Origin of the sequence: Actinoplanes sp. TFC3 (genome assembly GCF_001553785.1) — a bacterium.
Classification (GTDB): domain Bacteria; phylum Actinomycetota; class Actinomycetes; order Mycobacteriales; family Micromonosporaceae; genus Actinoplanes.
The window spans coordinates 2,141,561-2,155,460 of the sequence record NZ_LOJP01000001.1; the positions used below are offsets into that span (position 1 = coordinate 2,141,561).

The 13,900-nt window shown below is 69.0% G+C and carries 14 protein-coding genes; 6 read left to right on the forward strand and 8 right to left on the reverse strand.

Annotated elements, in window-relative coordinates; genetic code table 11:
• The 3 genes from TFC3_RS09805 to TFC3_RS09815 all read left to right on the forward strand — a co-directional run.
• Nucleotides 1-665: RNA polymerase sigma factor (locus TFC3_RS09805; RefSeq protein ID WP_369819598.1), on the forward strand; the 665-nt coding region annotated here is incomplete at its 5' end.
• A complete protein-coding gene (locus tag TFC3_RS36890; RefSeq protein ID WP_153040163.1) occupies nucleotides 662-1,156 on the forward strand; it encodes a hypothetical protein in 495 nt (164 codons plus the stop codon). The genes TFC3_RS09805 and TFC3_RS36890, both read left to right, overlap by 4 nt.
• Nucleotides 1,153-1,560, forward strand: a complete 408-nt coding sequence (locus tag TFC3_RS09815; protein WP_067498437.1) for a VOC family protein — start codon at nucleotides 1,153-1,155, stop codon at nucleotides 1,558-1,560. The genes TFC3_RS36890 and TFC3_RS09815 overlap by 4 nt, the downstream gene beginning before the upstream one ends.
• Nucleotides 1,561-1,595: 35 nt before the next feature.
• Here TFC3_RS09815 and TFC3_RS09820 read toward each other — a convergent pair whose 3' ends face one another.
• Complete coding sequence (locus TFC3_RS09820; RefSeq protein WP_161952560.1) at nucleotides 1,596-2,696, reverse strand: FAD-dependent monooxygenase; 1,101 nt, start codon at nucleotides 2,694-2,696, stop codon at nucleotides 1,596-1,598.
• Nucleotides 2,697-2,896: 200 nt separating this feature from the next.
• Between TFC3_RS09820 and TFC3_RS09825 the strand changes: the two genes are divergently transcribed.
• A complete protein-coding gene (locus TFC3_RS09825) occupies nucleotides 2,897-3,202 on the forward strand; it encodes a DUF1905 domain-containing protein (RefSeq protein ID WP_067498441.1) in 306 nt (101 codons plus the stop codon).
• 132 nt (nucleotides 3,203-3,334) lie between these two features.
• On the opposite strand, the gene pgl is transcribed toward TFC3_RS09825, so the two are convergent.
• From pgl to tkt, 6 genes are all read right to left on the reverse strand, one after another.
• Nucleotides 3,335-4,054 carry a 6-phosphogluconolactonase gene (gene pgl, locus TFC3_RS09830; protein ID WP_067498444.1) on the reverse strand — a complete coding sequence of 240 codons (720 nt, stop codon included), beginning with the start codon at nucleotides 4,052-4,054 and terminating at the stop codon, nucleotides 3,335-3,337.
• A 122-nt stretch (nucleotides 4,055-4,176) separates the two neighbouring features.
• Nucleotides 4,177-5,190 (reverse strand): glucose-6-phosphate dehydrogenase assembly protein OpcA, encoded by a 1,014-nt coding sequence (locus TFC3_RS09835; RefSeq protein ID WP_067498447.1) that lies wholly within the window; start codon nucleotides 5,188-5,190, stop codon nucleotides 4,177-4,179.
• The gene (gene zwf / locus TFC3_RS09840) at nucleotides 5,187-6,704 is read right to left on the reverse strand and encodes a glucose-6-phosphate dehydrogenase (protein ID WP_173745312.1); all 1,518 of its coding nucleotides are present in this window, start codon (nucleotides 6,702-6,704) and stop codon (nucleotides 5,187-5,189) included. Before zwf ends, TFC3_RS09835 begins: the two co-directional genes overlap by 4 nt.
• 50 nt (nucleotides 6,705-6,754) lie before the next feature.
• Entirely contained in the window at nucleotides 6,755-7,858 is a 1,104-nt protein-coding gene (locus TFC3_RS09845) for a hypothetical protein (protein ID WP_067498453.1), read from the reverse strand.
• A complete protein-coding gene (gene tal / locus TFC3_RS09850; protein ID WP_067498456.1) occupies nucleotides 7,855-8,994 on the reverse strand; it encodes a transaldolase in 1,140 nt (379 codons plus the stop codon). Before tal ends, TFC3_RS09845 begins: the two co-directional genes overlap by 4 nt.
• An 11-nt stretch (nucleotides 8,995-9,005) precedes the next feature.
• On the reverse strand, nucleotides 9,006-11,057 hold the full coding sequence (tkt, locus tag TFC3_RS09855) for a transketolase (RefSeq protein ID WP_236718379.1): 2,052 nt from the start codon (nucleotides 11,055-11,057) through the stop codon (nucleotides 9,006-9,008).
• A 337-nt stretch (nucleotides 11,058-11,394) separates the two neighbouring features.
• On the opposite strand from tkt, the gene TFC3_RS09860 reads away from it, so the two are divergent.
• Nucleotides 11,395-12,324 (forward strand): heme o synthase, encoded by a 930-nt coding sequence (locus TFC3_RS09860; RefSeq protein ID WP_236718380.1) that lies wholly within the window; start codon nucleotides 11,395-11,397, stop codon nucleotides 12,322-12,324.
• Nucleotides 12,325-12,554: 230 nt separating this feature from the next.
• Nucleotides 12,555-12,848 (forward strand): hypothetical protein, encoded by a 294-nt coding sequence (locus tag TFC3_RS09865; protein WP_067498465.1) that lies wholly within the window; start codon nucleotides 12,555-12,557, stop codon nucleotides 12,846-12,848.
• A gap of 298 nt (nucleotides 12,849-13,146) precedes the next feature.
• Here TFC3_RS09865 and TFC3_RS09870 read toward each other — a convergent pair whose 3' ends face one another.
• The gene (locus TFC3_RS09870) at nucleotides 13,147-13,710 is read right to left on the reverse strand and encodes a hypothetical protein (RefSeq protein ID WP_067498468.1); all 564 of its coding nucleotides are present in this window, start codon (nucleotides 13,708-13,710) and stop codon (nucleotides 13,147-13,149) included.
• Nucleotides 13,711-13,900 lie beyond the last annotated feature (190 nt).

A 13,900-nucleotide genomic window follows, 5' to 3' on the forward strand; every position in this document is an offset into this window, starting at 1 on the left:
ACCCCCGCCCCCTCGAAACCGGCCACGGCCGCCCCGGCGAAGCCCGGGACCCCGGCCCCGGTACCGTCGCGTTGATGCACGTCACAGGGGTTCTGCGGCTGCCACCATGGCGGTGGCTGCGCTCGGTCGTGTCCGGCAGCCGTACGCGTAGCTGTGACACGGCCGGCCCCGTCGACACCGGGCCGCCCGCGATCAACGAGCTGTATCACGCGCGCCGACTGAGCCTGGTTCGCCTGGCGGTGCTCATGGTCGATGATCTGGCCACCGCCGAGGACATCGTGCAGGATGTGTTCGCTGCGTTGTATCGCAAACATGGCGCTTGGCTTCGTACCGTTGCCGATCCTGACGCTTATCTGACCTCGGGCGTGATGAACGCCGCCCGTTCGGCCCTCCGCCGGCGCCGCACCGCCCGGGCCTATGTGCCGCCGCCACCCCGAGTGGTCCCTGCGGCCGAGGAAGAAGTGCTCGGACGTGAGGACCGCGAAGTGCTCGACGCGCTGGCCCGGCTGACCGCGCGGCAACGTCAGGTGATGGTGTTGCGCTACTGGTCAGGCCTGTCCGAGCAAGAAATAGCCGAGACGCTGAAGGTGTCGCGCGGCACGGTCAAATCGACCGCGAACCGTGCCCTGACCATTCTGCGTGGCCTGCTGGGGGAGCGGCGATGAGCACCATCGAGAACAGGCTGCGGATGGCCCTCGCCACCCGCGCGATGCAGGTAACGACCGAGCAACTACGCCCGGCCATGCCGCCCACGCTGCGTCCGGCCCGCCGGCCGTGGGGGTGGCTCACGCTGGCGGGCGCGACCCTGGCGGTGGTTGCGCTGGCGGTGGTGGTGACGCTCACCCATCATCCGGTACGTCCGCAGCAGCCCTCCACCCCCGTCGTCCCCGCTCCGGCCAGCCCGTCACCCAGCGCCCCGGTCTTCGAAACGCCCGCGCCCAGCAGCTCCCCGAGGGGGCCTTCCACGCCCAGCGCCTTCTCCACCGGCACCGCCACGAGCCCGGCGTCGCCGACCGCGTCCACGGCTACGACGCCACCCGTGGCGAGAGAGCCCGCAGTGACCGAACCAGCCGGCACCACGCCGCCGTCCCCTGCAGCAGGAAGGGGCCGGACTGCGGCCCCGCAGGCGACTCCGGATGGCACCATGAGCGGATGAACTGGACCCTGGAAGTAGTGGTCGTACCGGTCTCTGACATCGACCGGGCCAAGGAGTTCTACTCCACCAAGCTCGGCTTCCACCTGGACCACGACACCGTGGTCAACGACGACGTACGCATCGTGCAGCTCACCCCGCCCGGCTCGGGCTGCTCAATCGTGATCGGCAAGGGCGCCGTACCGGAGATGCCGCCCGGCTCCCTCAAGGGCCTGCAACTGGTCGTTCCAGACATCAAAGTTGCCCATGCCGAACTCGTCGAGCGCGGCGTCGAGGTCTCCGACATCCAGGTCCTGGGCGAGAACCCGTCCCCGGCGCCCGACCCGCTGGACAATGTCGGCTTCGTCTTCTTCGCCGATCCGGACGGCAACGCCTGGGGCGTGCAGCAGATTTCGTCGCGCCGCTGACAACGCCCGTTTCCAGGTGTGCGACCCGACCGGTGTCAGATCGGCGCGGCCATGTCGCCGTGCCCTTGCCGTTGCAGCCGGTTGAGTTCGTCGTGGCGGCCTGCCTGCTCGCTGAGGATCGCCTGCACCGAGGTCGCCACCAGGGCGCGGGCCCGGTTCAGGCGGCGTTTGCTGTAAGCGAGGAGGGCTGTTTCGACATCTTCATAGGTGGAGAGCTCATCGGCCAGAACCACCGCGTCTTCCATGGCCAGCGCGGCCCCACTGTTCAAATGCGGTGCCGGGGCATGCGCGGCGTCCCCGGCCAGCACCCCACGCCCGGCATGCCATGGCCCATCCACGAACACCGTATGGACGGGAATGCGGACGATCTGCTCGGGTTGCACAATGCCGGAACGCACTTCGGCGAACCGGCCACCGAACGGCGCGAGGAGGTCTTGCAGGCGCTCCACCCGCTCGTCAGGCAGCACCTTCTCGGGCTCGTCAAGGTTTTCCGTCAGAAACACATAGGCTTCATCGGACGAGATGGGGGTCAGCCCGGTGGTGTAGGTGGGGCCGGAGAACGTGTGTGGGTCCGACGCCCACGATGGCCGCTTCACCACTGCCCGCCACACCACCTGGCCCAGGTACCACGGTTCGACGGTCAGCCCCAGCTTGGTCCGGGTGCTCGAGTGCACGCCGTCCGCAGCGACCAGATAGTCGACGGTGCGCACTGTGCCGTCGGTGAGACGTACGCGGATCCGGCCGGTACTGTCGCCGGCGTCCTCAACATCCTCGATGGACAGTCCGGTCCGGAGCACCGAGTCCAGCTCGATGGCTCGATCGCACAGAATGCGGTGCAGGGTGGTGCGGGAGATGCCCACATCGGTCGGTTGCCCAGGACCGAGCACGCTGGGCAACGCCATGATGTTGCGCAGTTCACCCCTGGCGTCGCAGTTCAAGGTGCGAAAGAGCGGATAACCCTCAGCGATGCACTGGGCGGCCAGGCCAACAGCTCGTAACGCGCGAACGGCCGGCCCGGTGAGCAGCAGACCACCACCGGTGCTGTCGCCGCCCGGCCGTCGTTCGATGATCTCGGCGTCAAAACCCTTCTGCCGTGCGGCAATCGCATGGGTGAGCCCCGTGATACCGCCCCCCACGATTAATGCTGATCGCCGCATCGGTACGCCTCCCCAGGCTCGCGTGCGTGCTCAGGGCCCTAGTCTGGACCCATCCGGATGCGGCGGGCTACCCGTGAATGCGCCATTAATACATCGATCACCATCCTTGATCTGGACAACCCCCGGTCGGGTGAGCTGCCGGCCCCAACGGCCGGGCCACCTGCCGCCATAATCGGTCGGTGATCATCGACTTCGAAGCCGAGTTGTGGATCTGGGCTGCCCGGCGCGCGGACACCTGGACGTTCGTCAGCCTCCCGGCAGACGCCGCAGCGGAGATCCGCGACCGGGCCGCCGGGCTCAGCCGCGGCTTCGGATCACTGCGCGTCGAGGCCACAATCGGCACCAGCATCTGGCGAACGTCGATCTTTCCGGACGGTGCGCGAGAAAGTTATGTGCTCCCGGTCAAGCGAGCGATCCGTGCGGCGCAGCAGGTCAACCCCGGCGACACGATCGCGGTGAGCGTGCAGGTCATCGATCTGCCCTGACAGATCGCCCGCCGTGGCTGACCCCCGCGGAACATCCCGGGCCGCTCGTGCACGGACCTGGCTGCGGGCCCCGGTTTCGGCCGTGGTCCGGTAGCCGCCGCCCGGGGGTGGGCGGCGGCTCGGGGAGGGTGATCAGCGTTTGGCTGCGGCGGCCGTGTCGAGCAGCCAGAGCGTCCGGAGCGTCCCGGCGGCTCGGGCGGCCGGCAGATCCTGGTCACCGCCCAGCGCGGCGCCCACCGACTCCGCCTTGTCCGGCCCGGCCGCCACCAGCCACACCTCGTCCGCCGATTGGATCGCCGGCATCGACAGTGAGATGCGCGTGGGCGGGGGTTTGGGGCTGTTGTGCACCGCAATGGCCGCCGCTGTGCCCGTGGCATCGGGGTGCTGGGGGAACAGCGACGCCACATGGCCGTCCTCGCCCACGCCCAGCATCAGCACGTCGAAACGGCCGCTGCCCGCGGCCAGCGTCTGGGCGTAGCGGGCCGCCGCGGCTGCCGCGTCGTCGCCGTCCGGGCCGTCCGAGGCCGGCATGGCGTGCACGCGCGCCGGGTCGAGGGGGAGCGCGTCGAGCAGGGCCTCGCGGGCCTGGGTCTCGTTGCGGTCCGGGTCACCGGCGGGCAGGAAGCGCTCGTCACCCCACCACAGGTCGACGCGCGCCCAGTTGATGGCGCCGGATGCCGGCAGCTCCTGAACCGCGCGCAGCACCTTTGCGGCCACCCGGCCCCCGGTCAGCACCACGTCGGCCTGCCCGCGGACCGCCTGCGCGTCAATGATCTTCGTGACCAGGCGGGCAGCCACCGAGGACGCCAGAATGTCGGCATCGGGAACCATCACCACAACGGTCTCGCTCATGGGACCCCCTTCGCTTAAAAAAACGGGGCCGCTCCCGAAGGAACGGCCCCCTTGATCTTAAATGTGCGCAGACAGCCAAGCCGCCCGCCCCTGCCCGCGCAGCAAAGCGACCCGCCAGCCGTTCAGGCCGCCGAGCCGCCCGGCCCGGCCATCGCCGCGTCGTCGCCCGCTCGTGCGGCCAGCGCCGGGTCCTTCCACACGTGAACGCGCATGGGGGCCTTGGCGTCCAGGTCCGGCAGGTTGGCCATGGCTCCCAGCGCCTCGCCGTAGATCTGGTCGGGGTCGAGGCGGCGTAGTTCCTCGGCCAGCTCGTCGCCGACCGGGCGCTTGGGTAGCGGCATGTAGCGCGGCTCCTGGCCCGTACGGCTGAAAAGGGCTGTGCCTTCTTCGCGCGTGACCGAGACGCAGTCGCCGTTGGCGCATTGGAGCTCGACCGAGTGCATGCGCGGGGCTCGGTCGGTCTTCTCCCAGACCGGCTCGATGCCGAGGCGCGACTTGAGCCAGCCCACCATCAGCGCCGCGGTCGGATCGTCGGCCGGGGCCACCACCGTCGCGCCGGTGACGCGCTCCTCGGTGGTGTCGAACGCGCCCGCGACCAGGGTGCGCCAGAGCGTGATGCGGGTCCACGTCAGGTCGGTGTCGCCCGGCGCGTAGTCGATGGCGCGCTGCCTGAGGGCGGCGACCGGGTCGGCGGCGAGCTTGCTGTCGGTGATGCGGCGGTCGGCGACCACGCCCAGGAAGTCGTTGGCGATGACGTCCGGCGGGGCGCTGTGCCACCAGGTGACCACCGGGACGTCGGGGGCCAGCAGCGGCATGACCACCGACTCGGCGTGCAGCGCGAGGCGGCCGTACATGCGCATCACGACGGCCTCGGCCGGGCCCAGCCGGCCGCCCACGACGATCTCGGCGTCCAGGCGGCTGCGGCCCTCGAGGTCCGAGCGGACCACGATGAGCAGGCGGCACGGGTGGGCCGACGCTGCGATGGTGGCCGCCGCCTCGGCCTCGCGGACCTGCTTCTCCTCGACGACCGCGACCAGGGTGAGGGCGAGACCGGAGGCCACACCGCCCGCGCTGCGCCGTTCGGCCGCGAGGGCCTTGACCACCTCGTTGCCGGTGGTGTCCCACAAGCCGATCATGCTCGCCTCCAAGCACGGCCCTCGCGGGCCAGCATCTCGTCCGCTGCGCGCGGACCCCACTCACCCGCTCGGTAGGGCTCGGGCTTGGTGCCCGTCCAGGCTTCCTCAAGCGGGTCGATGACCTGCCAGCTCTGCTCGATCTCGGCGGCGTCCGGGAACAGGGTCCGGTCGCCGACCAGGACGTCGAGCACGAGCCGTTCGTACGCCTCGGGGCTGGACTCGGTGAACGCCTCGCCGTACTGGAAGTCCATCGCGATGTCGCGGACCTCCATGGTGGTGCCGGGCACCTTGGAGCCGAACTTGAGCACCACGCCCTCGTCCGGCTGCACCCGGATGACCAGCTGGTTGTTGCCCAGCATCTCCACATCGGCCGGGTCGAACGGCAGGTGCGGGGCGCGCTTGAACATGATCGCGATCTCGGTCACCCGGCGCGGCATGCGCTTGCCCACGCGCACATAGAACGGTACGCCCGCCCAGCGGCGGTTCTGGATGCCCAGGCGTACGGCCACGTAGGTCTCCGTGGTGGAGTCCGCCGGGATGTCCTTCTCCTCCAGGTATCCCACGGCGCGTTCTCCGGCCACCCAGCCGGGCAGGTACTGACCTCGTACCGAACCCTCGGCGATGTTCTGGGGGATCGCGATGGCCTTGAGGACCTTGAGCTTCTCCGCCCGTACGTCATTGGGGTGGAAGCTCGTCGGCTCTTCCATGCCGACCAGCGCGAGCAGCTGCAGCAGATGGTTCTGCAGCACGTCGCGGGCCGCACCGGAGGCGTCGTAGAACGCGGCCCGGGTGCCGATGCCGACATCCTCGGCCATGGTGATCTGCACCGAGTCGACGTACTTGGAGTTCCACACCGGCTCGAACAGGCTGTTGGCGAAGCGCAGGGCCAGGATGTTCTGGACCGTCTCCTTGCCCAGGTAGTGGTCGATGCGGAACACGTCCTGGGGCGTGAACACCTCGTCGACCAACTGGTTGAGCGCCTTGGCGGAGGGCAGGTCGTTGCCGAACGGCTTCTCGACCACCACCCGGCGCCAGCCCCCGGACTTCGCGTTGTCCGCCATCCCGGTGCGGTTCAGCTGGTTGAGCACCAGTGGGAACGCGGCAGGCGGGATGGAGAAGTAGAACGCGGCGTTGCCGGCGATGCCGTTGCGTTCGCGCAGCTCGTCCAGCGTGCTGGCCAGCGTGTCGAACGCGGTGTCGTCGTCGAACGAGCCGGGGACGAACTGGAACTGGCTTGCGAGTCGCTGCCAGACGTCCTCACGCCACGGCGTGCGCGCGCCCTTCTTGGCGGCCGCGTAGGCCAGTGACTCGAAGTCACCGTCGCCCCAGTCGCGCCGGGCGAAGCCCAGAACGACGAAGCCAGGTGGCAACAGACCTCGGTTCGCGAGGTCGTAGACGGCCGGAATCAGTTTCTTTCGCGACAGGTCACCGGTGACGCCGAAGATCACCAGAGCGCACGGCTCCGGGATCCTGGGCAGCCGTCGGTCCTGTGCTGTGCGCAGCGGATTACCCACGTGTCCCATCCTGCCAGCTTTTTGTCGTCCCGAAGGGTTACAGCCAAGGGTCAGGCCCGCAACATTTGTGCCGCCCTGATCAGTCGCTGTGCCCCCGCGGCCCGGTCGGTGAGGTGCAGCCGCAGCAGCGGCCGTCCGTATTCGGTAACGGTTTGCCGGGCTGCCCCGGCGCGGGCGGCCCGCCGGTCGCCCAGCGTGGATGCCCGTTGCGGCACCGCCACGTCGTCGCCGGCCTCCGCGGTGATCTGCAGCATTGCGCCGGACCGCAGGTCACCCGTGTGATCGGCGCAGCGCTCCAGGGTGACCGGCTGGCCCGTCGCGGCGGCCAGGATCGGTTGCAGCGGCGTCAGGGTGGCGAGGGTGGCGGGGTCGGTGAGCACCACGACAGACAGATGATCATGGACGTTGGCGGTGAAGTCACGCAGGACACCCGGCAGATCATCGGCGTCGTCAGTGGTGAAGATCTCTTCGCTTCCAGGGGATGTGCGGTGCGGGCGAGCCGGGGTGCCGCGCAGAACGGCGGCGACCAACTCACCGAGAGTGTCGAGACCCGCCCCGCCGGGAATGAGGGCGACGCCGTCAGCGCCGGCCAATGCGAAGCCCAGCGAGTGCGCCGGATGCGGGTCGGCGGCAAACATCTCGGCCTGTTCCAGCAGCTCAGCGACGTCCACGGCGGCCAGCGCGAGCACGATCCAAGCCTGCAGGCCGGCGGCCTGGATGAGAGCGTCGGAGACGAAATGACGGTCGGCTTCGGCTTCGGTCAAACCCATTTGCCGGTACGTCCGCAGCCGCACCCGATGCACGTCATCCGACCCGGCGCCCAGCACCGTGACAGTGCGGCGCAGCAGGCCGGGATCGCGGACCAGGCTCAGCACGTCGCTCGGATCCGGGCCGTCCAGCACGGTGATCGTGGCGGTGATCGCGTGCGCGGCCGCAGCGGGACCGGCGAGGACCACATCGGTGAGGTCGCCGATCTCCTCGTGCAGCTCGGCGATCCGGGGGAGCAACTCCCGGCAGCGCAGCAGGTCGTCCTTGACTCGCCGGGCAGGTTGGGGCGCGGCCGGGACCTGCTCGCGGCGCGGGGCCGTCGCGGGCGCGCCGTGAACGGCGAGCCCGGCGGCGGTTTCCCCGGCCGCGAGCAGGTCAGTGGTCACTTCGCGGCGTCGCTCGGGTTGTCCGAGCCCTTACCCGCGGCTTCGAGGGACTTCCTGACGTCCTCGAGCAGCTCGGCCCAGCTGGCCTCGAACTTCTCGACGCCCTCGTCCTCGAGCACCTTGAACACCTCGGTCAGGTCGACCCCGGCGGCGGCGACGTCATCCATCACCTTCTGGGCCGTGGCGTACGAGCCGGTGACGGTGTCGCCCCGGGTCTCGCCGTGGTCCGCGTACGCCTTGATGACCGACTCCGGCATGGTGTTGACCGTGCCGGGGGCAATCAGTTCCTCGACGTAGATCGTGTCCTTGTAGTCCGGGTTCTTGGTGCCGGTGGACGCCCACAGTGGGCGCTGCGGCTTGGCACCGGCGGACTCCAGGGCCTTCCAACGGTCGGAGGAGAACTTCTCCTCGTACGCCTGGTAGGCCAACTGCGCGTTCGCAACGGCGGCCTTGCCCTTGAGCCCCTTGGCCTCGTCCGAACCGATCTTGTCGAGGCGCTTGTCGATCTCGGAGTCCACGCGCGAGACGAAGAACGAGGCGACCGACCCGATCTTGCTGAGGTCGTGGCCGTTCTCCTTGGCCTGCTCGATACCGGCGAAGAAGGCGTCCATGACGGCCTTGTAGCGCTCGAGCGAGAAGATCAGCGTCACGTTCACGCTGATGCCGTGGGCCAGCGTCTCGGTGATCGCCGGCAGACCCGCCTCGGTGGCCGGGATCTTGATGTAGAGGTTCTCGCGGTTCACCAGCCACCACAGCGTGCGGGCCTCGGCGGCCGTCTTCGCCGTGTCGTGCGCGCTGCGCGGGTCCACCTCGATGGACACCCGGCCGTCGACACCGGCCGACTCGTCGTACTGCGGGCGCAGCACGTCGGCCGCCCAGCGCACGTCGTACGAGGTGAGCAGCCGGATGGCCTCCTCCACCGTGACGCCCTGCGCGGCGAGGTCCTTGAGCTGCTCGTCATACGCGGTGGCGTCGGCGAGCGCCTTGGCGAAGATGCTCGGGTTGGTGGTCACGCCGGCCACGTGCTGCTCGGTGAGCATCTTGGCGAGGGAGCCGGTCTGCAGCCGGACCCGGGAAAGGTCGTCGAGCCATACCGCCACACCCTGCGCGGAGAGCTCTGCCAGCCTGTCAGTCATCTTGCTACTCCTCAGTTGCCGGTCGTGTGACCGGTGATCTCGCCGACCTTGGCCAGGGCGGCGTTGGCCTTGGCCACCACGTTGTCCGCGGTGAACCCGAACTGCTCGAAGAGGATCTTCGCGGGGGCGCTGGCGCCGTAGTGCTCGATGCTCACGGCCTCGCCGGCGTCACCGATCAGGCGGTCCCAGCTCATCCGGATGCCGGCCTCGACCGAGACGCGCGCCTTCACGCCGTGCGGGAGCACCTTCTGCTGGTAGGCGGTGTCCTGCTCGAAGAACCACTCCTGGCACGGCATCGACACGACCCGGGTGGGCGTGCCCTCGGCCTCGAGGCGCTCCTGGGCGACCAGGCAGTGCTGCACTTCCGAGCCGGTGCCGATGAGGATCACCTTGGGCTCGCCGGTGGACGCCTCGGACAGGATGTAGCCACCCTTGAGCGTGCCCTCGGCCGACGCGTACTTGCTGCGGTCGACGGTGGGCAGGTTTTGCCGCGACAGCGCCAGGGCGGTCGGGCGGTCGTTGTGCTCCAGCGCGCCACGCCACGCGTACGCGGTCTCGTTGGCGTCGGCCGGGCGGACCACGTCGAGCCCGACGATCGCGCGCAGCGCTGTCAGGGTCTCGATCGGCTGGTGCGTCGGGCCGTCCTCGCCCAGGCCGATGGAGTCGTGCGTCCACACGTAGACGACCGGCAGCTTCATCAGCGCGGACAGCCGGACGGCGCCACGCATGTAGTCGCTGAAGACCAGGAACGTGCCGCCGTACGGGCGGGTGGCGCCGTGCGCGGTGATGCCGTTGAGGATCGAGCCCATGCCGTGCTCACGGATGCCGAAGTGCAGCGTGCGTCCGTACTCGTGACCCGGGAAGGCCTTGGTCGCGTACTCGGCCGGGATGAAGGACAGCTCGCCCTTCATCGTGGTGTTGTTGCTCTCCGCGAGGTCGGCCGAGCCGCCCCACAGCTCCGGCAGCACCGGCGCGAGCGCGTCGAGCACCTTGCCGGACGCGGCGCGGGTGGCCACGCCCTTCTCATCGGCCGGGAACTCCGGCAGCGCCGAGATCCAGCCCTCGGGCAGCCGACGGGCGCTGAGCCGCTGGAAGAGCGCCTTGCTGTCGGGGTTGCTGGCCGACCAGCCCTCGAACGCCTTGTCCCATTCGGCGTGCGCCGCCTTGCCGCGCTCCACGACCGAGCGGGCGTGGGTGAGCACGTCCTCGGCGACCTCGAACGACTTGTTGGGGTCGAAGCCCAGGATTTCCTTGGTGGCCTTGACCTCGTCGGCGCCGAGCGCGGAGCCGTGGATCTTACCGGTGTTCTGCTTGTTCGGGGCCGGGTAGCCGATGATCGTGCGCAGCACGATGAACGACGGCTTGTCCGTGACCGCCTTGGCGGCCTGGATGGCCTCCCACAGCGCCGGGACGTCCTCGTTGTACTCGCCCTTTTCCGGGTCGCCCTTGCGCCAGTCGACGGTCTGGACGTGCCAGCCGTACGCCGCGTAGCGCGCGCCGACATCCTCGTTCTTGGCGATGCGGGTGTCGTCCTCGATGGAGATCTCGTTGTCGTCGTAGATCACCGTGAGGTTGCCGAGCTTCTGCACCGCGGCCACGGCACTCGACTCGTGGCTGACGCCCTCTTCGATGTCGCCGTCCGAGCACAGCGCGTAGATGTGCCTGTCGAACAGCGAGTCACCCTCGGTCGAGGGGTCGAACAGGCCGCGCTCGCGGCGGGTGGCCATCGCCATGCCGACCGCGTTGCCGATGCCCTGGCCCAGCGGGCCGGTGGTGATCTCGACACCGGGGGTGTGCCCGAACTCCGGGTGACCGGGGGTCAGCGAGTCCCACTGGCGCAGCGCGGCCAGGTCGTCCAGCGCCAAGCCGAAGCCGTTGAGGTAGAGCTGGATGTACAGGGTGAGGCTGGAGTGGCCACACGAGAGCACGAAACGGTCCCGGCCGGCCCACAGCGGGTCCGTGGGGTCGTGCCGCATCACCTTGTTGAACAGCAGGTACGCGGCGGGCGCCAGGCTCATGGCCGTGCCGGGGTGGCCGTTCCCGGCCTTCTCCACGGCATCCATCGCCAGGACCCGTACGGTGTCGACCGCGCGACGGTCGAGGTCGGTCCAGTTGAATTCGTCGTTGGCCACGTCGTTTGTGCTCCTCGAGCATGAAGTCGGATCCCTTTTGAGTTGACCCTATCCATTCCCCGTAAACCCCCGTCGGCGGAACGGTGCAGGCCCATACGCTGAGAGCGGACATCCAGGGGCGGGCCGCGTGCCGGCCCGCACCTGGCCCCGGGCCGTCCGAAGCCCTGCCCACGCTGCGCGTAGGCTGTCCCAACGTGCCGCCCGGTTCCACCGGCAACGGTGTACAGAAATACCTCTCGCCGATGCCGGAAGGTGGCTGTCCGTGAGCATGATCACCGAGCGCCTCGCCCAGGAGCGGTCGCCGGAGCCGGATGCCGCACCTCGCCGCGACGCGCGGGCCATCTTCGCGGCGTACCTGTCGCTGACCAAGCCGCAGATCGTTGAGCTGCTGCTGGTGACCACCATCCCCGCGATGATGTTCGCCGCGGGCGGCTGGCCGGATCTCGGCCTGATCGCGGTCGTGCTGGTCGGCGGCGCCCTCGCCGCGGGCGCGGCGAGCACGTTCAACTGCTACATCGACCGCGACATCGACCAGCTCATGCGCCGCACCAAGCGCCGCCCGCTGCCGTCGCACACCGTCACTCCGCGCGCCGTGCTGATCTTCGGCACCATCCTGACGGTGATCTCGCTCGCCCTGATGGCGGCCTTCACCAACTGGCTGGCCACGGCGATGACCGCGGCGTCCATCTTCTACTACGACGTCGTCTACACGATTTGGCTCAAGCGACGCACCTCGCAGAACACTTTCTGGGGCGGCATCTGCGGCGCCGCCCCGGTGCTCATTGCCTGGGCGGCCGTTACCGGTGAGGTCGGCCCGATTGCCTGGGCGCTTTTTGCAGTTGTCTTCTTTTGGCAGATGCCGCACTTCTATCCGCTCGCCATCAAGTACAAGGACGACTACGCCCGCGCGGGCATTCCCATGCTGCCCGTGGTCCGCTCGGCTCGCCGGGTGAACACCGAAATTCTGTTGTTCACCGTGCTGACGATCGCGTCGTCGCTGGTGGCGTGGCCACTCGGGTTCGGCCTTGTCTACGGCATCACCGCCGTCGTGGCAGGCGCACTGTTCCTGATCGAGGCGCTGCGCCTGGTCGGCCGGTCCCGGCGTGGTGAGCCGCTGAAGGCCATGCGGCTGTTCCACTGGTCGATCACCTACCTGACGATCCTGTTCATCGCGGTAGCGGTCGACGCGCTCCTCTGAGCCGTTGCACGTTGCGTAGCAACGGTCACCTCAGTCGTCACCCCTGCCCGTTTCGCCCCCTCAAAACGGTGACGTACGGTCACTCGATCGACGGAAAGCGTAACGCCGAACAATTCGGACTTAATAGGACGATACCAATGGCTGGTGAGCGTAAACCCGCAGGTAATTGCCATCACAAAATCGCACTGGAAGTACTTGCCCCGGCTTAATCCGTGCCTAGTCTGGCGGTCATGGCAGAAGGTTCCGATACGACACTGACCGCGGGCATCAAGTCTTTCGCCACCGGTCACGGCGGCGCCAAGGCGGTCATCGAGTACGTCGGCAAGCGCGGCGCCCGCATCGTCCTGGTCGGTCAGGACGGAGAGTGGACGGACCAGTTCGCCCCCGGTACGGACGTGGCCCGCAAGGCCTGTGAGAAGGCCGGCGTCGAAGTGGAGAACGAGTGGGAGCGCGAGCTGCTTGAGCAGATGCGCCCCAGCAACGACCTGTGGCGCTCCATGTCGCGCCGCAGCATGGCGCGATAGCTCCGCTCACTGTCCGGTTTCTGTTCGGCGCGGCCCGGGATTGTCCGGGCCGCTTTCGTATGCGGGTCAGCCCCACAGAAGCGCTGTGCAGAATGGCGAAGTGGATACTGCCAGCGTGCTCCGGCGCATCCGGCTGGTTGAGTTCGACGCCGCCTGCGGCAACCCGCACGGCTCGGACGAGCTGATCCGGCTCGGTGTCGACGCGCTGTGGCGCTCACCATGCTGGACGGGGACCGCTCCGGGGACCTTTCCCAAGTTCGAACGACGGCTGGCCGACGAGGTCCGCAAGGTGCTCGCCTCAACCGCGGCCGAGGTAGCGACTGCTTCGCCGGTGCGTGAGCACGTTCGTCGTGATGAGCAGGCCGGCGACCAGGAGCAGGCACAAGGCTGACACCAGACTCCCCGGGCCGGCGCCTCCAATGATCTGCAAGGTGGCGCCAACGAGTTCCACCCCTGCCACGACGATGAAAAGGCGCAGCTGAGCTGAGTCGCGCAACGTCTTCCCGGCCGAATCGCGGGTCAAGGCGTCGATGCGGGCGTCAGGGCTGCTGCCGGTGCGCAGGGCGGCTTGAACCGCGCGCTGGGTCGCCTTGTCGGCCCCGCTGACCAGGGCGGGCTCCTGCAGATCCCGCCGCCGGACGATCGGTATCAGCGCGGCGGCAACAAGAGCGAAGAATGCGAGCGGCGCCGTGGCAAGCAGCACATCCCGCCCGGCCATCCCGCGGCCCGCGGCGAGCAGCCCGATGAGGGCCCCCGCCACGGCGAGAAAGGCGACGACGCCGGCAAGTATCCAGTGCGCCCGGCTCCGGCGGGCCAGGGCTGCCGCCAGCAGGCGTTCCCGATCAGCGATGTTTTCAACCACAAGGCGCTGATACCCGACACGACGCCCGATCAAGCTTCCCGGGCGGACGGCGCTGGGGTTGGTGTTCCTGCAGTTCTCGATCGAAGCTCGCTGCCTGAGGACTCAGCCCATGTGGGCGGGCTTGGGCGCTCAGCCCACGTGGGCTGGGGCGGGGGCCGCGGCCGGCGCGGGGGAGCCGGTCGCAGCGGGC